The 24,996-nt window shown below is 70.8% G+C and carries 29 protein-coding genes; 10 read left to right on the forward strand and 19 right to left on the reverse strand.

Features of this window, described 5'->3' with window-relative positions:
• Positions 1-72: 72 nt before the first annotated feature.
• The 5 genes from nirD to BLT28_RS23625 form a co-directional block, all read right to left on the reverse strand.
• Positions 73-411 carry a nitrite reductase small subunit NirD gene (nirD, locus tag BLT28_RS23605; protein WP_030427733.1) on the reverse strand — a complete coding sequence of 113 codons (339 nt, stop codon included), beginning with the start codon at positions 409-411 and terminating at the stop codon, positions 73-75.
• Between the two features lie 87 nt (positions 412-498).
• Positions 499-1,293, reverse strand: coding sequence for a TIGR02569 family protein (locus BLT28_RS23610; RefSeq protein WP_081900049.1), 795 nt, complete (start codon positions 1,291-1,293; stop codon positions 499-501).
• A gap of 96 nt (positions 1,294-1,389) precedes the next feature.
• Positions 1,390-2,568, reverse strand: coding sequence for an adenylyltransferase/sulfurtransferase MoeZ (gene moeZ, locus BLT28_RS23615; RefSeq protein ID WP_030427731.1), 1,179 nt, complete (start codon positions 2,566-2,568; stop codon positions 1,390-1,392).
• Between the two features lie 109 nt (positions 2,569-2,677).
• The gene (locus tag BLT28_RS23620; protein ID WP_030427730.1) at positions 2,678-3,748 is read right to left on the reverse strand and encodes a DUF3152 domain-containing protein; all 1,071 of its coding nucleotides are present in this window, start codon (positions 3,746-3,748) and stop codon (positions 2,678-2,680) included.
• Between the two features lie 50 nt (positions 3,749-3,798).
• A complete protein-coding gene (locus tag BLT28_RS23625; protein ID WP_030427729.1) occupies positions 3,799-4,782 on the reverse strand; it encodes an alpha/beta fold hydrolase in 984 nt (327 codons plus the stop codon).
• A 110-nt stretch (positions 4,783-4,892) separates the two neighbouring features.
• On the opposite strand from BLT28_RS23625, the gene BLT28_RS23630 reads away from it, so the two are divergent.
• Positions 4,893-5,534 (forward strand): TetR/AcrR family transcriptional regulator, encoded by a 642-nt coding sequence (locus BLT28_RS23630; RefSeq protein WP_030427728.1) that lies wholly within the window; start codon positions 4,893-4,895, stop codon positions 5,532-5,534.
• Between the two features lie 46 nt (positions 5,535-5,580).
• Here BLT28_RS23630 and BLT28_RS23635 read toward each other — a convergent pair whose 3' ends face one another.
• From BLT28_RS23635 to BLT28_RS23645, 3 genes are read right to left on the reverse strand one after another with little or no spacing between them, the layout of a single operon-like run.
• Complete coding sequence (locus BLT28_RS23635; protein ID WP_043810262.1) at positions 5,581-6,468, reverse strand: alpha/beta fold hydrolase; 888 nt, start codon at positions 6,466-6,468, stop codon at positions 5,581-5,583.
• An 11-nt stretch (positions 6,469-6,479) separates the two neighbouring features.
• Entirely contained in the window at positions 6,480-7,382 is a 903-nt protein-coding gene (locus tag BLT28_RS23640) for an AurF N-oxygenase family protein (protein ID WP_030427726.1), read from the reverse strand.
• Positions 7,379-8,227 carry an SDR family NAD(P)-dependent oxidoreductase gene (locus BLT28_RS23645; RefSeq protein ID WP_052406926.1) on the reverse strand — a complete coding sequence of 283 codons (849 nt, stop codon included), beginning with the start codon at positions 8,225-8,227 and terminating at the stop codon, positions 7,379-7,381. The genes BLT28_RS23640 and BLT28_RS23645 overlap by 4 nt, the downstream gene beginning before the upstream one ends.
• A gap of 63 nt (positions 8,228-8,290) precedes the next feature.
• Between BLT28_RS23645 and BLT28_RS23650 the strand changes: the two genes are divergently transcribed.
• From BLT28_RS23650 to BLT28_RS23660, 3 genes are all read left to right on the forward strand, one after another.
• Positions 8,291-9,034 (forward strand): TetR/AcrR family transcriptional regulator, encoded by a 744-nt coding sequence (locus BLT28_RS23650; RefSeq protein WP_043810261.1) that lies wholly within the window; start codon positions 8,291-8,293, stop codon positions 9,032-9,034.
• Positions 9,027-9,377, forward strand: a complete 351-nt coding sequence (locus tag BLT28_RS23655; protein ID WP_043810260.1) for a DUF4873 domain-containing protein — start codon at positions 9,027-9,029, stop codon at positions 9,375-9,377. Before BLT28_RS23650 ends, BLT28_RS23655 begins: the two co-directional genes overlap by 8 nt.
• A gap of 94 nt (positions 9,378-9,471) precedes the next feature.
• Positions 9,472-10,593 carry a Fic family protein gene (locus BLT28_RS23660; protein ID WP_030427722.1) on the forward strand — a complete coding sequence of 374 codons (1,122 nt, stop codon included), beginning with the start codon at positions 9,472-9,474 and terminating at the stop codon, positions 10,591-10,593.
• A gap of 28 nt (positions 10,594-10,621) precedes the next feature.
• Here the strand turns inward: BLT28_RS23660 and BLT28_RS23665 are convergent, their stop codons facing one another.
• The 3 genes from BLT28_RS23665 to BLT28_RS23675 form a co-directional block, all read right to left on the reverse strand.
• Positions 10,622-11,725: a hypothetical protein gene (locus BLT28_RS23665; RefSeq protein ID WP_156050561.1), complete on the reverse strand. Its 1,104-nt coding sequence runs from the start codon at positions 11,723-11,725 to the stop codon at positions 10,622-10,624.
• Positions 11,726-11,828: 103 nt separating this feature from the next.
• Positions 11,829-12,056: a DUF3107 domain-containing protein gene (locus tag BLT28_RS23670; RefSeq protein WP_030427720.1), complete on the reverse strand. Its 228-nt coding sequence runs from the start codon at positions 12,054-12,056 to the stop codon at positions 11,829-11,831.
• A gap of 110 nt (positions 12,057-12,166) precedes the next feature.
• Positions 12,167-12,841: a ferritin-like fold-containing protein gene (locus tag BLT28_RS23675; RefSeq protein ID WP_030427719.1), complete on the reverse strand. Its 675-nt coding sequence runs from the start codon at positions 12,839-12,841 to the stop codon at positions 12,167-12,169.
• Between the two features lie 318 nt (positions 12,842-13,159).
• Between BLT28_RS23675 and BLT28_RS23680 the strand changes: the two genes are divergently transcribed.
• Genes BLT28_RS23680 through BLT28_RS23690 form a run of 3 tightly spaced genes read left to right on the forward strand, consistent with a single transcriptional unit; the run spans position 13,160 to position 17,509 of the window.
• Positions 13,160-14,947 carry a DEAD/DEAH box helicase gene (locus BLT28_RS23680; protein WP_052406925.1) on the forward strand — a complete coding sequence of 596 codons (1,788 nt, stop codon included), beginning with the start codon at positions 13,160-13,162 and terminating at the stop codon, positions 14,945-14,947.
• A 5-nt stretch (positions 14,948-14,952) separates the two neighbouring features.
• Entirely contained in the window at positions 14,953-16,575 is a 1,623-nt protein-coding gene (locus BLT28_RS23685; protein WP_197683894.1) for an Rv3212 family protein, read from the forward strand.
• Between the two features lie 31 nt (positions 16,576-16,606).
• Positions 16,607-17,509, forward strand: coding sequence for an alpha/beta fold hydrolase (locus BLT28_RS23690; RefSeq protein ID WP_030427716.1), 903 nt, complete (start codon positions 16,607-16,609; stop codon positions 17,507-17,509).
• Between the two features lie 21 nt (positions 17,510-17,530).
• Here BLT28_RS23690 and BLT28_RS23695 read toward each other — a convergent pair whose 3' ends face one another.
• The 5 genes from BLT28_RS23695 to BLT28_RS41015 form a co-directional block, all read right to left on the reverse strand.
• On the reverse strand, positions 17,531-17,833 hold the full coding sequence (locus BLT28_RS23695) for a hypothetical protein (RefSeq protein ID WP_156050559.1): 303 nt from the start codon (positions 17,831-17,833) through the stop codon (positions 17,531-17,533).
• Complete coding sequence (locus BLT28_RS23700; RefSeq protein ID WP_030427714.1) at positions 17,830-18,669, reverse strand: RecB family exonuclease; 840 nt, start codon at positions 18,667-18,669, stop codon at positions 17,830-17,832. Before BLT28_RS23700 ends, BLT28_RS23695 begins: the two co-directional genes overlap by 4 nt.
• A 14-nt stretch (positions 18,670-18,683) precedes the next feature.
• Positions 18,684-19,559: a PHP domain-containing protein gene (locus BLT28_RS23705; RefSeq protein WP_030427713.1), complete on the reverse strand. Its 876-nt coding sequence runs from the start codon at positions 19,557-19,559 to the stop codon at positions 18,684-18,686.
• Between the two features lie 191 nt (positions 19,560-19,750).
• The gene (locus BLT28_RS23710; RefSeq protein ID WP_030427712.1) at positions 19,751-20,314 is read right to left on the reverse strand and encodes a PH domain-containing protein; all 564 of its coding nucleotides are present in this window, start codon (positions 20,312-20,314) and stop codon (positions 19,751-19,753) included.
• Positions 20,315-20,338: 24 nt separating this feature from the next.
• A complete protein-coding gene (locus BLT28_RS41015) occupies positions 20,339-20,500 on the reverse strand; it encodes a hypothetical protein (RefSeq protein WP_086826783.1) in 162 nt (53 codons plus the stop codon).
• 140 nt (positions 20,501-20,640) lie between these two features.
• Between BLT28_RS41015 and BLT28_RS23715 the strand changes: the two genes are divergently transcribed.
• The gene (locus tag BLT28_RS23715; RefSeq protein ID WP_030427711.1) at positions 20,641-21,087 is read left to right on the forward strand and encodes an NUDIX hydrolase; all 447 of its coding nucleotides are present in this window, start codon (positions 20,641-20,643) and stop codon (positions 21,085-21,087) included.
• 9 nt (positions 21,088-21,096) lie between these two features.
• Here the strand turns inward: BLT28_RS23715 and BLT28_RS23720 are convergent, their stop codons facing one another.
• Together BLT28_RS23720 and BLT28_RS23725 are read right to left on the reverse strand one after the other, a co-directional pair.
• Complete coding sequence (locus BLT28_RS23720; protein WP_030427710.1) at positions 21,097-22,194, reverse strand: DUF2332 domain-containing protein; 1,098 nt, start codon at positions 22,192-22,194, stop codon at positions 21,097-21,099.
• A 9-nt stretch (positions 22,195-22,203) separates the two neighbouring features.
• The gene (locus BLT28_RS23725) at positions 22,204-22,710 is read right to left on the reverse strand and encodes a MaoC family dehydratase (protein ID WP_030427709.1); all 507 of its coding nucleotides are present in this window, start codon (positions 22,708-22,710) and stop codon (positions 22,204-22,206) included.
• Positions 22,711-23,024: 314 nt separating this feature from the next.
• Between BLT28_RS23725 and corA the strand changes: the two genes are divergently transcribed.
• Positions 23,025-24,104, forward strand: a complete 1,080-nt coding sequence (gene corA, locus BLT28_RS23730; RefSeq protein ID WP_030427708.1) for a magnesium/cobalt transporter CorA — start codon at positions 23,025-23,027, stop codon at positions 24,102-24,104.
• Positions 24,105-24,123: 19 nt separating this feature from the next.
• A complete protein-coding gene (locus BLT28_RS23735; protein ID WP_030427707.1) occupies positions 24,124-24,519 on the forward strand; it encodes a hypothetical protein in 396 nt (131 codons plus the stop codon).
• Here the strand turns inward: BLT28_RS23735 and BLT28_RS23740 are convergent.
• On the reverse strand, positions 24,497-24,988 hold the full coding sequence (locus BLT28_RS23740) for an HXXEE domain-containing protein (RefSeq protein ID WP_172806532.1): 492 nt from the start codon (positions 24,986-24,988) through the stop codon (positions 24,497-24,499). The genes BLT28_RS23735 and BLT28_RS23740 overlap by 23 nt on opposite strands.
• Positions 24,989-24,996 lie beyond the last annotated feature (8 nt).

A 24,996-nucleotide genomic window follows, 5' to 3' on the forward strand; every position in this document is an offset into this window, starting at 1 on the left:
GGTGGGCCTCCTCGGTCGACGGCCATCCACACCCTACAAGCTCGTTGAACTCTCAACTATTCCCCGGACGGCTCACGCCGCCATGCCGAGCTCCACCGTGCCGTCGACGACGCGCACCGGGTACACCGGGATGCTCAGCTCCGGGTCGTCGACGCACTCGCCGGTCTCCAGGTCGAACGCCTGCTTGCGCATCGGGGAGATCACCACGAGCCGCCCGCGCCGGTCGCCGATGATGCCCCGGGACAGCACCGGAGCCCCGGTCGCCGGGTCGAGGTTGCCGACCGCGCGCACGAAGCCCTCGAAGGTGCGGAACACCGCGGCCTCCGCGCCGTCGGGTAGCGAGGTCACCGAACCGCGGTCGGGCCAGAGCGCGTCGTAGCCACAGATCTGAATCCACGAGAGCGGCTGCATCTGCTCACCTCCGAAAGCGCGTTGGAGGTATCCAACGGCATCCGGATGTCGCGGCGTTCACCCCGAGGTGACGGCCGTGTTAACCGGCTACAGGGCTTCGAGCACCAGGTGGGCCGCACGGTCGAGGCCGGTCAGCGTCTGCGCGGAGGAGCGCGGGTGCAGCGCGTGCATGGCGAGCCGGTACAGCAGCGCGCGCAGCAGCATCTGCGGCCACTCCGGCAGGTGCGCCCAGCGCTTGGTCAGCCCCTGGTCCGCCCCGCCCCAGGCCAGCGCGTCCACGGCGATCACCGCGGCGGCCCACTCCGGCGGACGCCAGTACGGGGTGAAGTCCATGATCCCGGGCGGAGCGTTGCCCGCGAAGAGCACGTTGCCGAACAGGTCGCCGTGCACCAGCTGCGAGCGCAGGCGGGTCGGCCTGCGCGAGCTGGCCAGCACCGCGAACATCCGCCCGCCGAGGTCCGGGACGAGCCGCGAATCGGCCTCACCCCAGGCCATCCGGTCGGCGATCGCGCTGATGTCCTTGCGCGCGTCCAGGAAGTCGGGCCTGCGCAGCTCCACCGTCGCCGCGTGCAGGCGCAGCGACACCGAGATCACCTCGTCGTGCCGCGACTCCGGCTGACCGGCGATGTGCCTGGTCGCCGACCACCCTGCGACCACCCACCTGCCATCGGTGGAGCGCAGCGGCCGGGCGAGCCGGAGCTGGTCCACCTCGAGGGAGTCGAGGGTCTGGGCGGCCCACGCCGCCTCGGACGGGTCGAAGACCGGTTTGAGCACGACGTCGCCGCACAACCACGCCGGGCCGCCCGCATAGGGCTCGGGCAGCGCGGTCCGTGCACCGAACGCCGCGCGCACGTGTTGGGGTGGCGGCTCCGGTGGTTTCACGACTCGGCACGCTACCCCGCCCCACCGACAGAACGCGGGACCGGCACGGCCGGAGAAGGGGCGCTTTTGGCTTGACGAGCGCCCCTTCGGCCACGGTCAGTACGTCGGCAGGCTCGGGTCGATGTCCCGTGCCCAGCCCAGAACCCCGCCGCCGACGTGCACGGCGTCGGCGAAGCCCGCGCGGTGCAGCGCGGCCAGTGCCTCGGCCGAGCGGGCGCCGGACTTGCAGTGCAGCACGATCGGCTTGTCCTGCGGCAGCTCGCTGAACGCCTCGCCGGAGAGGATCCGGTCCTTGGGGATCAGCACCGAGCCGGGGATCTTGACGATCTCGTACTCGTGCGGCTCGCGGACGTCGACCAGCACGAAGTCCTCGTTGCGGTCGAACTTCTCCTTGAGCTCGCGCGGGGTGATGGTGCGCCCGGCCGCCGCGTTCTGCGCCGCGTCGGAGACCACACCGCAGAACGCCTCGTAGTCGATCAGCTCGGTGACCGGCTCGCCGTTGGGGTCCTTGCGGATGCGGATGGTCCGGTAGGACATCTCCAGCGCGTCGAAGACCATCAGCCTGCCGAGCAGGGTCTCGCCGATGCCGGTGATCAGCTTGATCGCCTCGGTGACCATGATCGAGCCGATGGAGGCGCACAGCACGCCGAGCACGCCGCCCTCCGCGCAGGAGGGGACCATGCCGGGCGGCGGGGCCTCCGGGTAGAGGTCGCGGTACTGCACGCCCTCCACGTCACCGGGCGGGTTGGCCCAGTACACGCTGGCCTGGCCCTCGAACCGGAAGATCGAGCCCCAGACGTAGGGCTTGCCGAGCAGCACGCAGGCGTCGTTGACCAGGTACCGGGTGGCGAAGTTGTCCGTGCCGTCCAGGACCAGGTCGTAGTCCCGGAACACGTCGAGCACGTTGTCCGCTTCCAGGCGCACCTGGTGCAGGTTGACCTTGACGAACGGGTTGACCTCCGCGATGGAGTCGCGGGCCGACTCCGCCTTGGGCCGCCCGAGGTCGGACTGGCCGTGGATGATCTGCCGGTGCAGGTTCGACTCGTCGACCGTGTCGAACTCCACGATGCCGATCGTGCCGACCCCGGCCGCGGCGAGGTACAGCAGCGCCGGGCTGCCGAGCCCACCGGCGCCGACCACCAGCACCTTGGCGTTCTTCAGCCGCTTCTGACCGTCCACCCCGACCTCGGGGATGATCAGGTGGCGGCTGTAGCGGGCGACCTCCTCGTTGGTCAGCTCCGCGGCTGGCTCCACCAGCGGTGGCAGCGTCGACATGGGTGTTCCTCCTCGCCACACGGGCACCGAAAACGTCCCTGCGCTCGTCAACGCCCGTCTTACACGTGTTCTTCCACGTGGACCAGGAGTCCCAGCAAATGGGAGCAGTTCAGGGGTTGGGCCACGGGTTGGGCTTGCACGTCTTCCCGTCGGCCTTGACCGCGTTCTTGTTGCCCGGATCGGCCTGGTTGAGCTGGGCGACGTAGTTGTTGGCGACGCCGAAGGACTGCTGCATCATCACCGGCGCGAGCCCGCCCTCGGTGTCACAGCCCCGGTGCGGGTTGTTGAAGACGTGCCCGACCTCGTGGTTGATCGCGTAGGTCTTGTAGTCGTCGATGTGCGGCCCGTAGGCCACCGCTCCGCGCACCCACCGGGCCAGGTTGATGTAGACGCGGTCCTGGGTCCTGTTCCAGCAGGACGCCTCGTACTGGATGGTGTAGTTGCACACGTCCGGCCTGCGCGCGGTGCCCGGGGTGGTCAGGCTGATCCGGAAGTCCGGGGCGGGCGAGGTGGTGTCCACCCGCTGGAGCCGGATCTTGCCGTTGCCGGTCCAGCTCTTCGGGCTCGACAGGATGCCCTCGACGACCTTCGCGAAGCTGTCCTCGCCGCGCACGACGGCGGTGTCGATGCCGTTCTCGATCTCGATCGTGTAGCGGTAGATCCGTCCGGCGGTGCCCGCCACCGGGCCGGAGCCGCGGACGACGGTGAAGGTGTTCGGCCCGGTCTCGGTGTACTTGTCCCCGTTCTTGGGCAGCTCGGCCGAGGGGATGTTCACATCGATCCTGCCCGGCGGCGCCTCGGCGACCACGGGTTCCAGCTGCTCGGGCGGGTCCTCGCTGGAGCTGCTCTGCGGACCGCCCCCGGCCTGCTGGTCGGGCGGCGCGGTGCCGAAGTCGACGAACGCGAGGATGGTCAGCACCACCAGCACGGGCAGTGCGTAGACCCGCCAGCCGTAGGTGGCGACGGCCCCGGCGACGCCGGTCTTCTTCTTGCTCTCCCGCCGTTCGCGCTTGTCCTTGGGCTTCTCGCCGTGCGGGTCCCAGGAGGCTACGAGGGGCTCGAACTGGGTTCGGCGCTCGCGTGGCACGCGCTGCGGCTGCTGCACCTTCTGCGGCCGAACCGGACGAGCGGAGCCTCCGTTGCCGTGCGTTCCGCGCTGTCCGTGCTCCGTTCGGGTCACCGATCCAGATTGCCACAGTCGCCGGGTGGTCCGCGTGCGAGACCCTCCCGTCACCATTCGCGGGCGTCGACCGCCTCGAGCATGCCGAGGAACGCCTTGGCCACGGTCCTCGGCCGCTCCATCTGGGCGACGTGCCCGGTCCTGGGCAGCACCAGCAGCCTGCCCCTCGGCAGCAGCCGGGCCGTCCGGGGCGCCTTGCGCACGCTGACCAGGCGGTCCTCCGTGCCCCACACGACCAGCGCGGGTTTGTCCACCTTGGGCAGCACGGTCCGCCAGACCGACCGGTGCGGCGGCGCCAGCCAGGACCTGATCAGCGCGTACGCGGTCCGGTCCAGCGCGTCGTTGGCCCAGTGCTGCCCGGCCCGCACGTGGTACTCCTGCTCGGCGAGCGCCCAGCGCCCCTCGGGGATCTCCTCGGTGCTGGCCATCACCAGCTTGGCCAGCCGCTCGGTGCGCATCCGCGCGGTGACCACACCGACCTGCCTGCGCATCCTCGGCCCGATCAGCGGCAGGTTCATCAGCAGGTAGCGAGGGTCGGAGACGCGGCGCGGGTCGGGGCGCAGGTCCGGCATGGCGGGCGAGACCAGCGTCAGGGTGCGCACCAGGTCCGGGCGCAGCGCCGCCACGCGCAGCGCGATCGCACCGCCGAGGGAGTTGCCGAACAGGTGCACCGGCCCCAGCTCCAGCCCGGCGAGGAACTTGATGATCATCGGGACCACGGCGGTGATGTCGTAGTCGTGGTCCGGCCCCGGCTCGGTCAGCCCGAACCCGGGCAGGTCGATCGCGATACCGGGGAACCTGCTGCTCAGCAGGGCAGCGAGGTCCGTCCAGTTGGTCGAGGAGCCGCCGAGGCCGTGGATGTAGAAAGCGGTCTCGGCGCCCTCCGGCCCGGGGGTCTCCCGCACGTGCAGCCGCACGCCACCCGAGGTCACGAACCTGCCCGGCCACCACTCGCGGGACAGGTCGACCTCGGGCAGGTCGGCCCGGGACAGCGGGATCCTGGTCAAAGGCGCGCGTTCGGCTGTCCGGCTCATGGGACAAAGGATGCCGCGCGGCGGTGACATCTGACTACCAGCGAGTAAGGTCATGAGAGCCGTGCGGGCGGCACACCCGGCGGCACGGCAGGAGCACGGCTGGAGGCGGTATGACGGAGACGGCGCAGGGCAACGAGCAGGTGGCGCGTGGGGTTCGGCTGCCACGCACGGCCCGCCGGGCGCAGTTGCTCACGGCGGCGCAGGACGTGTTCGTGGCCAACGGCTACCACGCCGCGGCCATGGACGAGATCGCCGAGCGCGCCGGTGTCAGCAAGCCCGTGCTCTACCAGCACTTCCCGGGGAAGCTGGAGCTCTACCTCGCGTTGCTGGAGACGCACACCGACGAGCTGGTCCGCCGCGTGCGCGAGGCCATCGAGTCGACCACGGACAACAAGCTGCGGGTGCAGGCGGCGGTCGCGGCGTACTTCGACTTCGTCGACGGCGAGGGCCAGGCGTTCCGGCTGGTCTTCGAGTCCGACCTGCGCCGCGAGCCCGCGGTGCAGGACGCGGTGGACCGGGCGACGAGCACCTGCGTCGACACGATCGTCGGCGCGGTCACGGCCGACGCCGGGCTGGACGAGGACCGGGCGCGGCTGCTGGCGATGGGCCTGGTCGGGCTGAGCCAGGTGACCGCGCGGTTCTGGCTGGACGCCAACCGCGTGGTGCCGAAGCAGGAGGCGATCTCGCTGATCGCGACCCTGGCTTGGAAGGGCATCGGCGGCGGTTACCCGATGCAGCAGCAACAGCACTGAGACGCCGAAGGGGGCGGGCCCGTCAGGACCCGCCCCTTCTCGGCGTCTAGGCCACCGGCACGGCGGCTCGGACCATCCCGGCCAGGTACCGGGCGGCCTCCCGGCTGCGTTCCACCGGCACCATGTGCCCGGCGCCCGGGTAGATCACCAGCTCCGCGCGCGGCAGCTGGTCGGCGATCACCCGCGAGTGCTTCGGCGGGGTCAGCCGGTCCCGCCCGCCGGTCAGCACGACCACCGGCACCTTGCTCAGCGCGGCCAGGGCCTTCGTCCGGTCGTGCAGCAGCACGTCGCTGAGGAACCCGTGCAGGGTCAGCGGGTGCGATCCCGCGATGATCTCCGAGGTCTCGCGCAGGTGCACGCGGTCGTAGCCGACCCCGAACAGCAGCCACCGCAGGTACGGCCGCAGCAGCGTGGGCGGACCGAGCTTGCGCGCGCCACGTCGCTCCAGCAGCCGTCCGTGCACGAGCTGCGCCTTCACCATCGCCTTCGCCAGCGGCGCGGGAACGCCCGGCGCCTCCTTGCCGAGGCCGCCGCTGGAGGTGTTGACGAACTCCACTCCCGCCACCCGCTCGGCGAACAGCTCCGGCTGCCGCTCGGCCAGCGCCATGATCGTCATCCCGCCGATCGAGTGCCCGGCGAGCACGACGGGTCCAGACGGCACGACCTCGGTCAGCACCTCGGCGAGGTCGTCGGCCAGGCGCGCGATCGTCGTGCTGCCGCGCTCCGGCGCGGCGGAGTCGCCGTGGCCGCGGTGGTCGTAGCGCAGCACCCGGACCGGGCCGCCGACCTCCTCCGGCAGCAGCGCCGCGACGCGTGCCCACGTGCGCCTGCTCAGCGTCCACGCGTGCAGCAGCACGACCGTGACCGGCGCGTCCGGGTCCCCGGTCTCCTCGATGACCAGCCGCGTGCCGTCGCTGGTGGTGAAGGTCCGCATCCGCCCCTCCGCTACTTCCCGATGAAGAACGACTTGCGCCACAGCCGCATCCCCGGCGCGCCCAGCAACCCGACCTCGTCGATGAAGGGCACCAGGCGCTCCGCGGACCACTTCATCGTCTCCTGGTGGTGCGGGTTCGACAGCGCGGCCTTGCGGCCGACCTTCGGGTCGATCCCGACCGAGCGGTAGACCTCGGGATTGATCAGCGTGCGCGAGACGTAGTAGGCCATGGCGCCCGCCTGGTACCGGTGCACGGCCAGCTCCGCCCTGGACAGGCCGGCCATCCCGCGCACGATCTCCTCGCGGGCGTAGCGGACGTGCCGCGCCTCCTCCAGCACGTGGATGCGGTTGATCATCCGCACCAGGGGCTGCACCGACTCGTCGGCCATGGACTCGCGCTGGATGCGGTCCAGGATCTCCTCGGCGATGAGGATGCCCGCGAACATCGACGGTCCCCAGCCGATGGTCTTGAGGACGCGGCCGAGGAAGTGCGGGGTGCGCTGCGGGCCGTAGGCGGGGCAGCCGAGGCGCTCCACCGCCCTGGCGAACATGATCGAGTGGCGGCACTCGTCGGCGATCTCGGTCAGCGCGTACTGCACGTGCCTGGTGGTCGGGTCCATGCTGTAGGTGTGCCTGATCAGCAGCTGCATCAGGATCATCTCGAACCAGATGCCGTTGCTGGCGACGCTGGCGACCTCGTGCTTGGACAGCTCGATCCGCTGCTCCTCGGAGAGCTGGTCCCACAACTGCGTGCCGTAGAGCGAAACCCGGTTCGGCGGGGTGTAGTAGGCGCCGTCGACCAGCGGCGCGTCCCAGTCGATGTCGAGGTTGGGGTCGTAGGAGTTCTTCGCCGAGGAGTTCAGCAGCCGCTCGGCCGTCTTCTCCCGGTCCGCGACCTGTAGTGCACGGCTCATCGCTTGGTCACCTTCTCCCGATCGGTGGTCCGAATCATTCGTTGCGCCAACGCCACGGCGTCGTACTCGCCGCGCCGCAGGTCCCGGCCGTGCCGCGCCAGCACGACGCGGTCGACCAGCGCGGGCAGCGCCCTGGCGAGCTTGGTCGCGGCCCCGCCGAAGCGGGTGGTGCCCACGTCCCTCGGCGGCCTGCGGGCTTCCAGCACGCGCACCGCCGTGTTGATCACGTCTTCCAGCCGCTCCGCGGGCACCTTCCCCTCGAGGGCGGTCCCGGCGGCCTGGCTCTCGCGGTGGATCGGTGTGCGCACGTAGCCGGGGTAGAGCGTGGTCACGTGCACCGCCGAGCCGTACTCGATGCGAACGGAGTCCGCGTAGGCGGCCAGCGCCCGTTTGGAGACCGCGTACGCGCTGGCGAACGGCGCGGTCACGTACGCGAGGCCCGAGGCGGTGAACACCAGCCGGGGCCGGTAGCCGCCGGACCGGCTCTCCAGCAGGGCCGGCAGCGCGGCGGCGGTCACGCGCCAGGCGCCGAGCAGGTTCACCTCGAACGTCCGCCGCACCTTCTCGCCCGGCGCGTCGCCGCTGTCGACGGGCAACCCGATGCCCGCGTAGTGCACCACCGCGTCCAGTCCGCCAAGCCGCTCCACCGCGTGGGCAACGGCCACCTCGGTGGCGTCGTCATCGGTGAGATCGCAGCTCAGCACGTCGTCGTCGGCCGTGACGTCGAGGCCGAGGACCTCCGCGCCACGCACCCGCAGCGCGGCCAGCGTGGCACTGCCGAACGCTCCGGCCGCCCCGGTGACCAGCACCCGGCGCCCGGCGAGGGGAGAGGGAGCAACCGCCATGCCGCGCACTCCTTCGGATTGTGTAACCACAAGTAACAGCTACTAGTGGTAACGTCCCCTGTCATGGCCGGATCTGTCAAGGGCAAACGCGGAGGACCCGACGCAAGGCGGGAGCGCTGGAAGGAACACCGCAGCGCGCGCCGGGCGGAGTTCGTCGAGGCCACCATCAGCGCGCTGCGCGAGCACGGGCCCGACGTGGGCATGGACGAGATCGCCGCGGCGGCGGGGGTCACCAAACCCGTGCTGTACCGGCACTTCTCCGACAAGGCCGACCTCTACGTCGCGGTCGGCCAGCGCGCGACAGAGATGCTGACCGAGCGCCTGGTGCCCGCGCTGGAGGAACCGGGGTCGATCAACGACATCATCCACCGGGCTCTCGACGCGTACCTGTGCACCATCGAGGAACAGCCGGAGCTGTACCGCTTCATGATCCGGGGCGGTTTCGCGGACCGGCCGCTGGACCAAGACCCGGCCACCGCGACCGAGGACATGATCGCGACCAGGCTGGCCCGGCTGCTCGGCGTGTACATGCGGCTGCTGGAACTGGACTCCGGCGCGGCGGAACCCTATGCGTTCGCGCTGGTCGGGGCGGTGGAGAAGGCCGGCGAGTGGTGGCTGGAGCGGCAGTCGATGAGCCGGGAGAACCTGCGGGACTACCTGGCGCAGATCGTCTGGCACGCCATCGACGGCGCGGCGCGGGCGGGCGGGATCGAACTGGACCCCGACCTGCCACTGGACGAGCTGATGCCGAAAGAGGTGACGCAGTTGACGGTGATCAGGGGCGAGGCAGGAGGCAGCGGTGGCTGAGGCGACGGCGACGGCGCACGAGGAACACGACCACGACCACGACGAGGACGGCTACGACGGCCCCGCGACCCTGGTCACCAAGGACGGCGAGACCGAGGTCGAGGTGCGCCTGTCCGGCCACTTCGAACCCATCGACGGCCGGTACCACTGGTACGGCAGGCTGGCCGCGAACGACAAGGTCACCGAGGCCGCGGAGAAGCACCGCCGCGCGGTGGTGCTCCGCACCCCGCACGGCGAGGCCGCCGGCGCCCTGTCCGATCAGGACCCCTGGGGCCGCTTCCGCATCACCGGCCTGGGCCGCCCCCCGTTCGAGGTCCTGGAAACCCTCCCCGACGAGGACTGACCGCCCGGCACCGGCGATGTCCCAATGTCTTTTACAAAGAGACACATGTCCTTATGTATGAGACATTGAGACACAGCCCGCCGGAGGGAATCCGATGCTGTTCCAGCTGCCGACACTCGACGAACGCGACCGCCAGGTGATCGAGGAGATCGACCGCTTCCGGGTCGACATGCGCTTCACCCTGCGCGAACCGAAGCGGTGGGACGGCCAGCTGCGGCGCAACCTGCTCGCCAAGGCGATCCAGGGCAGCAACAGCATCGAGGGCTACGACATCAGCGACGACGACGCCGTCGCCGCGGTCGACGAGGAGGAGCCCCTCACCGCGAGCGAAGCGACCTGGGCGGAGATCCAGGGCTACCGCTCCGCAATGAGCTACGTGCTCCAGCTCGCCGACGACCCGGACTTCACCCTCGACCAGTCACTGCTCAAGAGCCTGCAGTACATGATGCTGGGGCACGACCTCACCAAGAGTCCGGGCCGCTACCGCCAGAAGGCGATCTACGTTGTGGACGAGGCCCGTGACGTCGTCGTCTACGAGGGACCCGATCACGAGCAGGTGCCAGAGCTGATGGCCGAACTCGTCGCGTCGCTGCAGAGCGACGAGTCCGCGCCCGGCTACGTGCGCGCCGCCCTCGCCCACCTCAACCTGGTCATGATCCACCCGTTCCGGGACGGGAACGGGCGCATGGCTCGCTGCCTGCAGACCCTGCTCCTGGCCCGCGACAAGATCGTCGCTCCCCAGTTCAGCAGCATCGAAGAGTTCCTCGGCCACAACACACCCGCCTACTACGCCGTCCTCGCCGAGGTCGGCGGTGGTGCTTGGAATCCGGGAAACGACACGACCCCCTGGGTCAAGTTCATCCTCAAAGCCCATCACATCCAGGCTCAGACGGTGGTCAACCGGTTGCACGAGGCCGGGGCGCTGTGGTCCGAACTGGACGAGCTGGCGGCGCGGAACAAGCTGCCGGAGCGATGCGTTCCCGCGCTGTTCGACGCGGTGATGGGGCTGAGCCTGCGGCGTTCCGGCTACATGAAGCTGGCAGGCGTCGAGGACCGCACGGCGACCCGGGACCTCCAGGCGATGGTTGACGCCGACCTGCTCGTCGCCAAGGGCGAACGACGCGCGCGGACGTACTCGGCCGCGACGGGCCTCCGCCTCCTCCGGCACACCAGCGGCATCACCAAGCGGCGGGTGATCGACCCCTACGAGGACTGACCGCCCCGGCGAACCGGGGCGGTGAGCCTCACTTCAGCTGCCCCGGCTTGAGCCGCTCGGAGGGCCAGGACGGCCCCTTCGGCTTGCCGATCTGTTCCTGGTCCGGCATCGGGATCTGGCCGTCCCACAGGTACTCCACCCGTCGAATGGTTCCTTCCAATCCGTTGGGGTCGTCCTTCGGGTGGTAGTCGAATTGCTCGGAGTAGACGGGCAGCAAGCTCTTCGGGTCCAGGTAGAACAGGACTTCGGTCGTGTTCTGGGTGCCCGACATGGGGGTGTACGGGTGGTCGTCGAAGGACAGCTTGGTGTCCTTGAACGCCCAGGTGAACATCTGTCCCCCTGCCGGCCCCACGCTGGTTTCCACCGTCTTGAACGCGACCGGGAAGCGGATGTACTGCTTGCCCTCACGGGAGACCATGGTGGGCTTGCCCGGGTTGAGGAAGCCCTCCGCCTTGTGCAGGTACGCCAGGAACGCCTGCGCCTGCGTCTCGTTCAACCCGCCTGGGAGCAGGCCGTTGCCGACCTTGCTGCCCACCGTCGAAGACTTGACCGGAGGGCACGGTCCGTAGTTGGCGACGACTCCACTCGAACGCCTGCGGATCTCGTTGCCGTCGATGCAGGCGCTGAAGTCGTCCATGAAGTTCAGCTTGCGCTGCCGGTAGTCGAACCCGCCCTCGACGATCTTGCCCTCGTAGGGCCCTCCGGAGAGGTACGCCTTCGCCTGGAACACGATCGAGTCGATCCGGGTGTGCACCACCGGCTGGGTCAGCTGCGCCGTGAGCGTGTCGTCGAGGAGCTTCGCCGGATCCACCTTGGCCACATCGGCCTCGGTCAGTTCCTTGCCCTTGCCACCGGCGGCCTGCGAGCCGCCGGGCGCCGCTCCGCCACCTCCCGAGCCGAACAGCGCCCATCCGCCGATGCCCAGCCCGGCCACGAGCACGACCACCAGCGACACGATCAGTGCCGTCCGTCCCCGTCGCGGCCGAGGCGGCGCGGGAGGCGGTTGCTGCGGTGGGTACGGGTAGGGCTGCTGCTGCGGGTACGGCTGCCCCTGCGGATGAGGCGGTCCGGGCTGGTAGGGACCCTGCGGGCCGGGCTGTCCCGGCCATCCCGGGCCCTGAGGTGCGGTCATGGCGCGGATTGTCACATCGACCCCGGCAGAACAGCCCAGGCTTCAGCCCAAAGTGAAGGCCCGCCGCCCCGATCGGGACGGCGGGCCTTGGTGAAGCGAGGACCTACGGGACGGCGAAGCCGACGCGGCGGACGTCGGTGGCGCCGATCTCGACGTAGGAGACCTTGTTCGCCGGGATGATGAACCGCTTGCCCTTGTCGTCGGTCAGGGAGAGCACGCCGCCCTCCCCGCGAAGCGAGTCGGCGACCAGCTCCTCGACCTCGTCCTGAGACAACGCGCTTGAGACGACCAGCTCACGCGGGCTGTACTCGACGCCGATCTTGACCTCCACGCCGACCTCCGTGCTGAAAAGTCCGAATACGAGACGGTTCCCAGGCTAGTCCAGGGCGGCGGCGACCCACCCGGGCACCACCCGGCTTGCGCTGAGGGCGGAACCGGGAATCAACCGAGACCGAGCGCCTGCATCCGCTGCCCGTGGTTGTTCTGCAGCCTGCGGATCAGCGTGCCGATGCCGGACAGGTCGCCGGTGCCCCTGATGATCAGCTCGGCGAGGCCGTCCCGCTCGGCGGCCACGTGCTGGGCCTGGGTGACCGCCTCGCCGAGCAGGCGGCGGCCCCAGAGGGCGAGCCGGTCGCGGACCTTGCGGTCGGCCTCGCAGGCGGCGAGGACCTCGCGCTCGGCGAAGGCGGAGTGGCCGGTGTCGGCGAGCACGTCGAGCACCAGCTGCTTGGTCGCCGGGTCCAGCCACTCGGCGATCTCGCGGTAGAAGTCCGCGGCCAGCCCGTCGCCGACGTAGGCCTTGACCAGGGACTCCAGCCAGGAGCGGGGGGCGGTGGAGGCGTGGAAGGCGTCCAGCGGGGCCTGGAACGGGGCCATGACCTCCTCGATGCGCAGGCCGCGCCGGGCCAGGAACTGCTCCAGCTGCCGGTAGTGGCCCATCTCCGCGCCCGCCATCCCGGCCAGCGCGGCGCGCCCGGCCAGCGTCGGGGCGCTGCGCGCGTCCTCGGCCATCCGGTCGAAGGCTGAGAGCTCGCCGTAGGCCAGCACGCCGATCAGGTCGACGACGCCGGGTTCAAGGGGCTCGGTGTCCGGTTTCTGCAGGTCCGCCTCGGTCATGGGAATGAGCGTATCGGGCAGTGCCGGTCACACCCGGATGGCTGAGCCCGGGGACGCGGAGCGTGAGACACGTCCTAACGGTGTGCGCACAGCGCTGGTCGTCTGGCATTTCCCGGGTAGACTCCCGACCCAGACGTACGACGACTGCCCGAGTGAAGCCGCCGGTGATGAGCACATCGCCCGCTCTCCGGGCCGCGTCGGCGACGAAGGTGGCGGAACGAACCGTCACCGCGACAGGGCGCGCGTATCGCCTCGTCAAGCCCTCCCGCGCGGGAGGTCCACCCCAGTGGACGCCACGCCGCGGTTGAGCGCCGCTCCATGGCATGCGCGCAAGGCACGAGAGAGGCGATCACTCTGACCGTCAGCAGCAACACCACGACCGCTACCACCGAGACCGACGACCCCGTCGACGCCATCGTCGCCGAGGAGCTCGCCGAGGCCCACCCCCTGCGGGCGGCCGCCGTCGTCACCGACGACGCCCCGACCTTCGCCGAGCTCGGCGTGCACGACAAGATCGTCAAGGCGCTCGGCGAGGCCGGGATCGAGCGGACCTTCGCCATCCAGAAGCTGACCCTCCCGCTGGCCCTGGCCGGTGAGGACGTCATCGGCCAGGCGCGCACCGGCACCGGCAAGACCCTGGGCTTCGGCGTGCCCGCGCTGCAGCGCCTGAACCTGCCCGGCGACGGCACCCCGCAGGTGCTGGTGGTCGTGCCCACCCGTGAGCTGTGCCTCCAGGTCACCGCCGACCTCAAGGACGCGGGCAAGTACCTCAAGGCGCGCGTGCTCCCGGTCTACGGCGGGCGCCCCTACGAGCCGCAGATCGCCGCCTTGCGCAAGGGCGTCGACGTGGTCATCGGCACCCCGGGACGGCTGCTGGACCTGGCCGAACAGCGCCACCTGGTGCTGGGCAAGGTCCGCACCCTGGTGCTGGACGAGGCCGACGAGATGCTCGACCTCGGCTTCCTCCCGGACATCGAGCGCGTGCTGCGGATGGTGCCGGACAAGCGGCAGACCATGCTCTTCTCGGCGACCATGCCCGGCCCGATCATCACGCTGGCCAGGACCTTCCTCAGCCAGCCGACGCACATCCGGGCCGAGGAGGTGGACGCCAGCGCCGTGCACGAGCGCACCGCGCAGTTCATCTACCGCGCGCACTCCCTGGACAAGGTCGAGGTCGTCTCCCGGGTGCTGCAGGCCGAGGGCCGCTCGCTCACGATGATCTTCACGAGGACCAAGCGCACCGCGCAGAAGCTCGCCGACGACCTCGCCGAGCGCGGCTTCGCGGTCGCGCCGGTGCACGGCGACCTCGGCCAGGGCGCCCGCGAGCAGGCGCTGCGCGCCTTCCGCTCCGGCAAGGTGGACGTGCTGGTCTGCACCGACGTCGCCGCCCGCGGCATCGACGTCGAGGGCGTCACGCACGTGATCAACTACCAGTGCCCCGAGGACGAGAAGACCTACGTGCACCGGATCGGCCGCACCGGCCGCGCCGGGCGCACCGGCGTCGCGGTCACCCTGGTCGACTGGGACGAGGAGCCGCGCTGGAAGTCCATCAGCGACGCGCTCGAACTGGGCAAGCCGGAGCCGGTGGAGACCTACTCCACCTCCGACCACCTGTTCAGCGACCTCGGCATCCCCACCGACGCCACGGGCAGGCTGCCGCTCGGCCAGCGCACCCGCGAGGGCCTGGACGCCGAGGAACTGGACGAGGAGCCGCGTCGCGGCCGGGGCGCCCGGCGCACCGGCGAGGCGAAGCCGAAGCGCGAGCGCGTCCGCAGGCGCACCCGCGGCGGGCGCTCCGGGGCGGCCGAGGGCGAGGAGGGCGGCGACGCCAAGGCGTGCACCGCCGACACCCCCGCGGCCACCGCGGAGACCGGTGACGAGACCCGGCCGACCACCCCGCGCAGGCGCAGGCGGCGGACCAGGGCCGGAGCCGCGAACGCCGAGGGCGGCCAGGCGGGCGACGGGGGCCAGGAGCCGGCCGCCGCGCGCGCCCAGGAAGATGGGGACAGCAGCGCGACCGAGCGCCCGGCCCGGCGTCGGCGCAGGCGTCGCGCGGGCGTGGAGACCGGCGGCGAGCAGGCCGTGGCGGCGAGCGGCGAGGAGTGATGCGGGTGACGGGCCCTGGGCAGCACGGCGATCATGACCAGCCGACCGGCCGCGACCCGGAGCCCGTCCTCCCCCCATCACCCGGCCCGGTGACCGCGGACCGGGACCACTCCTCCCGGGACGACGCTGCCCGGGACGCGGCGGTCCTGAGCACGGCGGGTCTGGACACCCCGGCGTCCGGCACAGCGGTGCCGGACGCCTCCGGTCCAGCCACCGGCGCGGCAGCGCGCGAGACCACGGATCCGGGCAACTCCGGGCCGGACAACGCGGAGCTGGACACACCGCCTTCGGGCACAGCGGTCCCCGCCGTGAACCCGGACCCGAATCCGTGGCACGCGCACCAGGCCGTCGCAGTGGCCACCGAACCCGTCGCCGAGCAGCGCCCCCAGGTGCCCGCGCGGTCGTTCCACCGCAAGGCGGACTACGTGGCCGCGGCGCTGATCGCGATCGTCGCCGTGGTCGCCTCCGCCGTCGTCCAGCTGACCAGTGACGCGAAGGCGACGGTGTCGCGGACCAGCGCCGAGCCGATGTACCAGCTGCCGCAGCCCACCGCGCTGCCGCCGTCCTTCGCGGAGGTCTGGCGGGCACCGAGTTCGGCGACCTTCGCCCCCGTCGTCGCCGGACCCGCCGTGGTCACCGGCGAAGGCGGTGAGATGGCCGGGCGCGATCCGCTGACCGGCGAGAAGAAGTGGACCTACACGCGCGATCTGCCGCTGTGCACGGTCGGCATGTCGTGGGGCCAGGCGTTCGCGGTGTACACGAAGAAGGGCTGGACCGGCGGCAACGGCCCGCAGGCGGGCAACTGCAGCGAGATCACCGGTGTCGAGGCCGCGACCGGCAAGCGGGCGCTGGCCCGCAACGGCAACGCCCCGATCGGCACCCGCCTGCTCAGCGACGGCACCCACCTGGTGATGACCGGGAAGCGGCTGATCGAGGTCGTGCGCTTCGACCTGGTGAAGACGCTGGAGTACGGCAAGGTCGAGGCGGAGGTCCAGCCGAACAAGCAGCCGAGGACCAACTGCGAGTTCGGCTCCGTCGCGCTCGGTGGCAACCGGCTCGGCGTGGTCGAGCGCTGCCCCGACGACCTCGGTGACCGGCTGACGGTGCAGAAGCCCAACCCGAAGGACTGGGACGCCCCCGAGGTCGCGTTCAGCACCGTGCTCAACGGCAGGGGCGCGCGGCTGGTCGCGATCACCGAGGAGCGCGCCGTCGTCGCCCTGCCCGGGCCGCCCCGGTTGGTCACCTACGACACCAACGGCAGCCAGATCGACGAGCAGTCGCTGTCCATCCCCGACTCCGACCTGGCGGGCGACCCGCCCGGGCAGGTGCCCGTGGTGGTCGAGGGCAGCGCGAACGCGTACTGGTTCACCGGTTCGAAGCTGGTCGCCCTGTCCTCGAAGGAGCTCCGTCCACAGTGGACGGTGGACGCGGTGGTCGGCTCGCCGACGCTGTTCTCCGGCAGGCTGGTGGTGCCGGTGCCGGAGGGCCTGCTGGTGCTGGACGCGGTGACGGGCGCGCGGATCGGCTCGGTGCCGGTGCGCCGCGACCAGCCCGGTCCGGTCGCGCTGGCGACGGCCGGTCCGGTGATCCTCGAACAGCGGGCGGGGACTCTCGTCGCGTTGCGGTGAAACCGGACGCGCTCTGGGAGAGAATCGACAAGTGACCGTGCCGTTCCCGTCTCCGCTCACCCCGCACCGCGGGGCCAGGGTCGAGCTGCCCAGCCGCTACGGCCCGATCGCCGCACTCAGGGCCGAGCCGGATCCCACGACCGATCTCGGTGCCGTCGCACTGCTCGTGCCCGGCTACCCGGGGTCCAAAGAGGACTTCGCGCCGCTGCTCGACCCGATCTCCGACGCGGGCTTCGAGGTCGTCGCGATCGACCTGCCCGGCCTGAACGAGTCCGCCGGTCCCGAGGACGAGGCGGCCTACCGCCCCGGCGCGCTCGGCGAGGTGGTCGCGGAGCTGATCACCGACCTCGGCCAGGGCGAGAGCAGACCGGTGCTGCTGCTCGGGCACTCCTTCGGCGGGCTGGTCGCGCGGGCGGCGGTGCTCGCGGGCGCGCGGATCGCCGGGCTGACTCTGCTGTGCTCGGGACCGAGCGAGCTCCCGGACGGCGACCGCAGGCAGGCGATCAACGAGGGCGAGCCGATCCTGCGCACCAAGGGGATGGCCGCCGCGCAGGAGCTGCGGGAGGCCCGGGACGCGCGCAGGCCGGGCTGGGCGCACGTGCCGCAGCGGCTCAAGGAGTTCTACCGGCGCCGCTTCCTCGCGTCCAAGCCCGCCGGGCTGCTCGGCATGGCCGACGGCCTGCGCCACGAACCGGACCTGGTGCCCAAGCTCGGCGTCGTGCTCCAGTCGACCGGGACCCCGAGCCTGGTGGTCTGCGGCGAGGGCGACGACGTCTGGCCGGTGAGCGCGCAGCGGGACATGGCCGAACGCCTCGACGCGGACTTCGCGGTGCTGGCCGGTGCGGGCCACTCCCCCAACGTGGAGAATCCCGAGGCACTGCTGGCGACGCTCCTGCCCACCTGGCGAGCCTGGCTCACCGAGAAGGGCAGCTGACCCTCAGCCCCACGGGCGGGGCTAGGACCACCACCAGAACCAGAGGGTGGCGCCCGCGATCACGTAGACGCCGAAGACCATCGCCAGGCCGACGCGGCCCGGCTCGTGGTCGGAACGCTGTTGCAGCACGACCATCACGGCCGCGACCACCAGGTGGCCGATCACCTCGGCGATGCCCGGCCCGGGTATGCCGGTCATGCCCGCGTAGACCTGCGCGACCACCATCGCCACGGCGAGCAGGGCCACCCCGGCGGCGAGCGAGCCCGCCACACCGCTGAGCAGCCGGCGGACCAGCGAGTTGCGGCGGCCGATCGCGGGACTCACGGCGCCAGCGTCGCCCACGGCTCCACCTCCGGTGCGGCGTCCTGTCCCTCGGGGCAGTGCCTGCGGAAGTCGCACCACGAGCACTGCCTGCCGGGCGACGGCGGGAACAGCACGTCCTGGTCCCCGCCCGCCGCGAGGGTGTCGGCGGCCAGTGCCAGGTCCTCCGCGGCCTCCTCGGCGCGGGTGAGGTGCCTGCCGAGGGACTCCTCGGTGTGCTCCCACACCGCGACCTCCCCGGAGGGCAGGTGGTGCAGCTCGACCCGGCGGCACGGGCGGCGCAGCGTGCGGCGCGCGGCGATGGCGTAGAGCGCGAGGGCCTGCGACCCGCGGGCGTCGTCGACGCCGAGCGCGTGCCTGCCGGTCTTGTAGTCGACGATCACCAGCTCGCCGTCGCGCAGGTCGATGCGGTCGACCCGGCCCTCGGCGACGATCTTCTCCGTGGGGGTGGAGACCCAGCGCTCCAGGCCGATCGGTTCCATCCCGGGAGGCAGCCCGCGCACGTAGTCGGCGACCCACTGCTTGGCCCGGTCGCGGTAGACCTCGGCCTGCTCGGCGTCCCGGAACCCGTCGCTCTTCCAGCACCTGCGCACCAGGTCGGCGGCCTGTTCCTCGGTGCGGCGCTCCTGCGGCAGGTCGAAGTAGCCCTTGAGCGCGTTGTGCACCACCGCGCCCAGCGTGCTGCTCGCCCAGGGCCCGCCGCGTTTGGGAGCGGGCCGGTCGAGATAGGCCATCCGGTACCGGCGAGGACAGTCGCTCCAGGTCGCCAGCTTCGCCGGGGTCACCTTCACCAGCCTGCGCGGCATCCCTCCGAGATCAAGACCCAGCTGCCCGTCCACCCGTCCCACGGTACTCAGGACAGCTGCCGCTCCCACACCGGGCAGGAACCGGGCTTGGCCCGCGCCACCAACGCCTCGAACTGCTCCGGGTCGGTCGTCTCCTGGCCGAGCCGGATCGTCTTGTTCGTGCCGTGGTAGTCGCTGGAGCCCGTCATGACGAGGCCCAGTCCGGCGGCGAGCCCCCTCAGCTCGGCCCGGGTCGGCTCGTCGTGGTCGGGGTGGTCGACCTCGACCCCGGAGAGCCCCCGCTCGGTCAGGTCGGCGATCACCCCTGGCGTGACGACCGGACCGCGCGCCCTGGCGAAGGGGTGCGCCAGCACGGTGACCCCGCCCGCGTCGGCGATCATCGAGATGGCTCGTTCGACCGGGGTGTCGGTGCGCGGCAGCAGGTAGGAGCCGCCGGAACCCAGGAACCGGTCGAAGGCCTCGTTCACCGAACCGACCACGCCCGCCCGCATCAGCGCCTGGGCCAGGTGCGGGCGCCCGGCGGGGGCGTCCGGCGGCAGCGCGGCCATCAGCTCGTCGGGGTCGACCGGGAACCCGTCCGCGGCCATCCGCGTGGCCATCCGGTGCAGTCGCCGCCGCCGCTCCGACCGCAGCCGCGTCTGCTCGGCGACCAGCGGCTCCGAGGCCGGGTCGAACAGGTACGCGAGGAGGTGGACCGTGACGGTGCCGCCGAGCCCGTCGGGTGACTCGCAGGACAGCTCGGCACCGGGCAGCATCCGCATGCCGGGCGGCAGGGCGGCCAGCGCCTCGGACCAGCCCGCGGTGGTGTCGTGGTCGGTCACCGCGATCACGTCGAGCCCGGCCAGCGATGCCGCCCGGATCAGCCCGGCGGGCGAGTCGGTGCCGTCGGAGGCCGTCGAATGGGTATGCAAGTCGATCCGCACCCCAGGAGTCTTGCAGCAGAAGAACGGCTGGCCACCAACCCCGTGTGGCCAGCCGCTCGTAAGGCGTTCCGCGCTGGTTCGGCGACAGAACGCACCGTGGGGGTTTCGGGGGGCTCGGCCCCCCGGCTAGCACGCTGACCGGGCACTGCCGGAAGGCGCGTCAGCGCCGAACAGCGGTGCCACCCGCCCGGTCAGCCGGTGGCGCGCTTGCTCAACGCGGCCTTCTTCTTGGCCTGCATCATCGAGAACCGCTCGGCCTGGGCCTTCTTGTCGCCGAAGACCAGCTCGGAGATGGCGTCGTAGACCTCCTCCGGGCGGGGCAGGTACTCGATCCGGTTGAGCGCCTGGATCTGACCCGCGGACTCGACGACGATCGTGCCGTAACCCCACATGCGACCGCTGAGGCTGCGCTCGTAGGTGAGGTCGGTGACCTTGCCGATCGGCATCATCGCCACCTTGGTGGTGAAGACGCCGTTGGTGAGCATGAAGCGCTTGTCGGTGACGACGATGCGCTCGACCCACCACTCGATGACGAAGTAGGCGAACCGAAGAAGAACGAACAGGGCGGCGTACCACAGGATGTTCTGCAGCAGCCACTGACCCGGCGGGAGCAGGTACGAGATCATCACAGCGCCCGCGAGCAACGCGATGGTCTCGAAGATGTCCCACAGCAGGGTGGCCCAGTGTCGGCGCACCCGGATGATCCGTCGCTCGGTCTCGAGCAGGTACTCGTCGGGATCGCGAGGTGCGAACACGGTCTCACCGCCCTGTCGGTGTCATCAGACGAACAACGACCTGACGAACGTGATGATCGCCTGAGCCGCGTCCCGCAGTCTGCCCAGGATTCCGTTCACAGCGCCCGCGGCCTGATCCGGTGCGGTGAACACAAGGAACAGGACCAGCGCAATGCCAGCAAAGGTGAGGATCTTCTTGATGTTCACGTTGTCCAACCCCGTCCGCTAACGGCCTTGTTGGCGCCTGCGGAACCGTTGTACCGCACTCCGCCGCGCTTCGGCAGATTTGTACCGCACTTGGCTGAGCGTCGGCGCCAACTGCCTCGACAAGACTACTGTCCGTGTTCGTGCGTGGCGATCACGAATCTTCGATCCGGTGCGTCGGGGGGATCACATTCGACTCACCGGGCAGGCTCCTGGTGATCCGCCGTTCGAACGACCCCGGTCGGGGCAGGTGGTCCATTCCGGGAGGGCGGGTGGAGCCCGGCGAGGACGACGCGGTGGCCGTGGCCAGAGAGCTGTACGAGGAGACGGGGCTGGTCGTGACGGTGGGCGACTTGATCGGTTCTGTCGTCCGGTCGGCTGAACGCGGGTCGTACGAGATCTACGACTACTCCTGCCGGGCGGTCGGCGGAAGGCTGCGACCGGGGGACGACGCGGCCGCCGCGGCGTGGATCGATGGTGTGATCTTTGCCGCACTCGATCAGGCCGGGGCGCTCACCGAGGGCCTCGGCGAGGCGCTCCGGGAGTGGGACTCAGTGCCCCAAATCACCAAGAATCGCCCACCCCGGTGACCAGGCACCCTAAAGCCATTCCACCCATTGGCCGTGCATGCCGCTCCTGGCCAGCGGCCGCACCTCTGACCTGCCCTTTTCCCAGCGCGTGACGCTGAGGACGTTGTGCGCGGGGCCGTCCAGCACCAGGTCGTCACGCTCTGGCAGCAGCAGGTTCAGGCAGGCGCCAAAGGGTTCCTGGGCGACCCACCAGAGCGTGCGCGTGGCCGCCAGCTCTCGGATCGCCTCGACGTAGTCCGCGCGCCGGGCCTCCGACACGTACGCCAGCAGGTTGCTGTTGAACACCACCAGCGGCAGGTCGGTGGAGATGCGCGCCGCCGCCGCGTGCAGGTCGTCGACGGCGTCCCCGGCGACCAGGACCGGCGGGTCGGCCTTGACCTCCTCGGCGGCGAGCCGGAGGAAGCTGAGGCGTCGCGGCTGGTCCGGCCAGACGCACGCCTCCAGCCAGCTCAGCTGCTCCTCGTCGAGCACGTCGACCGGGGTGAGGTCCAGGCCGACCTTCGCGCCGAAGGCGGGCGCCTTGGACCGGCCCCTGCCCTGCTCGCGGCGGACCATCGTGTCCAGCACCAGCCGCGCCTTCTTCCGCCCGGTGTTCACGTCGGTGCCGTCGGGCAGGCGGTAGCGGTAGCCGTAGCGGTCCATGCCCAACAGCAGTCCCGCGCTCGCGCCGACCTCCAGGAGGCCGAGCGGGGTCTTGCCCGCCTGCGCCGCGATCGTGGACAGGACCGGGTGCAGCACGGCGGCCCGGCGGACCTCGTTGGTCTGCGTGGTCCTGGAGGCGATCAGCTCGCGCATCTTGTCCGCGCGGCCGAGCACGAACTCGCGGAACTCCGGCCAGGCCGCGTCGTCCACGCCGTTGTGGCCGCCGACCGAGGGGTAGTACCTGGTCAGCGGGTGCCACGGCTCGGCGAACAGCGCGCGCTGGGCCGCGGCGAAGAACAGCGTCGGCATGGCGAAGTTGACCGAGGTCGCGGTCAGCAGCTCGGCGACCTCGGCGTCCTCGGCCGCGCCGAGCGCGAACCGCTCGTACAGCGGGGAGTTCCCAGCGGCCTCCTGCTCGGCGAACCGGTGGAACCGCTGGCGGACGGCGTCGAGCTGGGAGGTCATCGCTGGCTCCTACGAGAGCTTCGGCTCAGGGCGACCGGGCTGCTCGCCACCGCGCGCGAGCCCGTAGGACTTCTTCGGCACCATGACCTTGCGGCGGAAGACGCAGACGACGGTGCCGTCCTGCTTGTAGCCGCGGGTCTCCACGTAGACAACCCCACGGTCGTCCTTGGACTTCGACGGGGTCTTGTCGAGCACCTCGGTCTCGCCGTAGATCGTGTCGCCGTGGAAGGTCGGCTTCACGTGCTTGAGCGACTCGACCTCCAGGTTGGCGATGGCCTTGCCGGAGACGTCGGGCACCGACATGCCCAGCAGCAGCGAGTAGATGTAGTTGCCGACGACCACGTTCTTGCCGAAGTCGGTGGTCTGCTCCGCGTAGTGCGCGTCCATGTGCAGCGGATGGTGGTTCATGGTGAGCAGGCAGAACAGGTGATCGTCGTACTCGGTCACCGTCTTGCCCGGCCAGTGCTTGTAAACAGCTCCGACCTCGAACTCCTCGAAGTAGCGCCCGAACTGCACAGCGTCCTCCCGGGTGTGTTGGATCATGGTGACCGCGAGGGACAGTCTTGTCCCCGGACCGGTACCCTCGACAACTGGTCTGTGAGCGACTCCACCGTTCACCGGCTCCCGGCATAAGGAGGTGGGACGCTGATGAGTGCAGACAGCACGCCTCCCAGTACCGGCTCGCGTCCCCGCCGCCGGACCGCCATCCTCGGCTAGGTCCGTCCGCACCGGATAGGCCGGGACGCGCACCCAGAGTCGGAGCGGCCCCCAGCGGCCCGCGCTCCGGCAGCTCGTACGCATTTCGCTGCGCGAACTCTCGGGAGCCCGTCATGCCTGCTCTGCCCACGCTCGGCCGCAAGGGCCGCACAACTCGAAACGGTCGAGGGATGACTCCGATTCCGGTTCCGCTTTCGGCTTACGTGGTCGACTGCGGCGTGTACGTCGACGGCAAGCGCCTGCCCGGGCGGTGGACCCACATCGCCGCCATCGAGGAGGTGCGCAAGCGCCAGAACGGCTTCGTCTGGATCGGCCTGCACGAGCCGGACGAGGAGCAGATCCAGAGCATCGCCGAGACCTTCGGCCTGCACGAGCTGGCCGTCGAGGACGCGGTGCACGCGCACCAGCGGCCGAAGCTCGAGCGCTACGACGACATGCTGTTCATGGTGCTCAAGACGGTCCGCTACGTGGCGCACGAGTCGCCCGAGACGGCCAACGAGATCGTCGAGAGCGGCGAGATCATGGTCTTCGTCGGCCGCGACTACGTGATCACGGTGCGGCACGGCAAGCACGCCGGGCTGGCCACGCTGCGGCACCTGCTGGAGGAGGACCCGGAGAAGCTGGCGCTGGGGCCCGCCGCGGTGCTCTACCAGATCGCCGACCACGTGGTGGACCGCTACCTCGAGGTCACCAGCGCGGTCGAGGACGACATCGACCAGATGGAGGTCGCCGTCTTCGACCCGCGCAGCGATGTCGACCCCGAGCAGATCTACCTGATGAAGCGCGAGGTCATGGAGCTGCGCCGGGCGGTGGGGCCGCTGGCCACCCCGCTGCGACGGCTGGCCGAGGGCTACATCCCGCTGGTGCCGGAGCAGGTGCGCTCGTACTTCCGGGACGTCGACGACCACCTCACCACCGTGCACGACCGGGTCGTGGCCTTCGACGAGCTGCTGACCACGCTGATCGACGCGGTGCTCGCCAAGATCACGCTCCGGCAGAACAACGACATGCGCAAGATCTCCGCGTGGGTCGCGATCATCTCGGTGCCGACCATGGTGGCCGGGATCTACGGCATGAACTTCGACTTCATGCCGGAACTGAAGTGGGCCTTCGGCTATCCGATGGTCCTGTGCGTCATCGTCATCGCCTGCGTCGTGGTGTACCGGATCTTCCGGCGCAACCGCTGGCTCTAGTGCCGTTGGGAGGTTCCCCATGCTCCGGATGCTGCGCAGCCTGCGCGCCTGGATCCTGGTCGTGGCAGTCGCCTGGATCGCCACCATCACCGTGCTGATCATGAGCAAACCCGAGGACGGGGCGCCCTCGGCCGACGTCCTGGCCACGCAGATCGCCGACGCGCTGCGTGCCCAGGACGCCGACCGCCTGGCCCAGCTCGTGTCCCTGGACGAGGGCGGTGACGAGGTCGCGCGGGTGACCGTCGCCAACTTCGGCACCGTGGACACGCAGCTGATCACCTCGCACCTGGAACGGCTCAACGGCGTGCAGGTGGTGGTGGACTACGTCCGCCCGAACGGCGAGCGGGGCGCGCTGCGGCTGCCCGCCGTGGTCAGCGCCGGGCGGTGGAAGGTCACCCCCGTCGCCACGCCCTGACCGACCTGGTGAGCACGGCCGCCGCGCCGTGCGCTCCGCCGAGCACCACCGGGAACCAGGCGAACGAACGCGCTCGCGCCTTCAGCGGGATTCCCTTGTCGCGCAAGCGTTTCAGTGCCCACAGCGAGTACGGCGCCACGACAAGCGGTGCCGTGAGGAGCCCCGGCGTGTAGCGGCGCAGCAGCGCCGACTGCGCGAGGTGGGTCAGCGAGTGCAGACCGAAGCCGGTGAGCACGGTCTGGAACAGCGGTGATCGCCCGCCGGTCCGCGCACCCGCCGCGGCGGCGGTCGCGATCACCGCGCTCATCAGGCCGATGGCGGTGCTGACGTGCGCCTGGTCCACCTCGGGCAGCCAGGTGTCGTCGTCGCGGGAGAACTCCGCCATGGTCAGCAGCTCCTCGGCGTCGTGCACCAGCCAGGCCGCGAGCAGTCCCCACGCCAGGACCCTATTTTCGTTACATGACGTCATGTAATTTA

The organism is Allokutzneria albata, from assembly GCF_900103775.1.
GTDB lineage: Bacteria > Actinomycetota > Actinomycetes > Mycobacteriales > Pseudonocardiaceae > Allokutzneria > Allokutzneria albata.

What these genes read in the sequence shown, in the direction of transcription:
- nirD (WP_030427733.1), bottom strand. Translation starts at nt 411, where the DNA reads ATGCAGCCGCTCTCGTGGATTCAGATCTGTGGCTACGACGCGCTCTGG.
- moeZ (WP_030427731.1), bottom strand. Translation starts at nt 2,568, where the DNA reads ATGTCGACGCTGCCACCGCTGGTGGAGCCAGCCGCGGAGCTGACCAAC.
- BLT28_RS23625 (WP_030427729.1), bottom strand. Translation starts at nt 4,782, where the DNA reads ATGAGCCGGACAGCCGAACGCGCGCCTTTGACCAGGATCCCGCTGTCC.
- BLT28_RS23630 (WP_030427728.1), top strand. Translation starts at nt 4,893, where the DNA reads ATGACGGAGACGGCGCAGGGCAACGAGCAGGTGGCGCGTGGGGTTCGG.
- BLT28_RS23635 (WP_043810262.1), bottom strand. Translation starts at nt 6,468, where the DNA reads ATGCGGACCTTCACCACCAGCGACGGCACGCGGCTGGTCATCGAGGAG.
- BLT28_RS23640 (WP_030427726.1), bottom strand. Translation starts at nt 7,382, where the DNA reads ATGAGCCGTGCACTACAGGTCGCGGACCGGGAGAAGACGGCCGAGCGG.
- BLT28_RS23645 (WP_052406926.1), bottom strand. Translation starts at nt 8,227, where the DNA reads ATGGCGGTTGCTCCCTCTCCCCTCGCCGGGCGCCGGGTGCTGGTCACC.
- BLT28_RS23650 (WP_043810261.1), top strand. Translation starts at nt 8,291, where the DNA reads ATGGCCGGATCTGTCAAGGGCAAACGCGGAGGACCCGACGCAAGGCGG.
- BLT28_RS23660 (WP_030427722.1), top strand. Translation starts at nt 9,472, where the DNA reads ATGCTGTTCCAGCTGCCGACACTCGACGAACGCGACCGCCAGGTGATC.
- BLT28_RS23665 (WP_156050561.1), bottom strand. Translation starts at nt 11,725, where the DNA reads ATGACCGCACCTCAGGGCCCGGGATGGCCGGGACAGCCCGGCCCGCAG.
- BLT28_RS23675 (WP_030427719.1), bottom strand. Translation starts at nt 12,841, where the DNA reads ATGACCGAGGCGGACCTGCAGAAACCGGACACCGAGCCCCTTGAACCC.
- BLT28_RS23680 (WP_052406925.1), top strand. Translation starts at nt 13,160, where the DNA reads ATGGCATGCGCGCAAGGCACGAGAGAGGCGATCACTCTGACCGTCAGC.
- BLT28_RS23720 (WP_030427710.1), bottom strand. Translation starts at nt 22,194, where the DNA reads ATGACCTCCCAGCTCGACGCCGTCCGCCAGCGGTTCCACCGGTTCGCC.
- corA (WP_030427708.1), top strand. Translation starts at nt 23,025, where the DNA reads ATGCCTGCTCTGCCCACGCTCGGCCGCAAGGGCCGCACAACTCGAAAC.
- BLT28_RS23735 (WP_030427707.1), top strand. Translation starts at nt 24,124, where the DNA reads ATGCTCCGGATGCTGCGCAGCCTGCGCGCCTGGATCCTGGTCGTGGCA.
- BLT28_RS23740 (WP_172806532.1), bottom strand. Translation starts at nt 24,988, where the DNA reads ATGACGTCATGTAACGAAAATAGGGTCCTGGCGTGGGGACTGCTCGCG.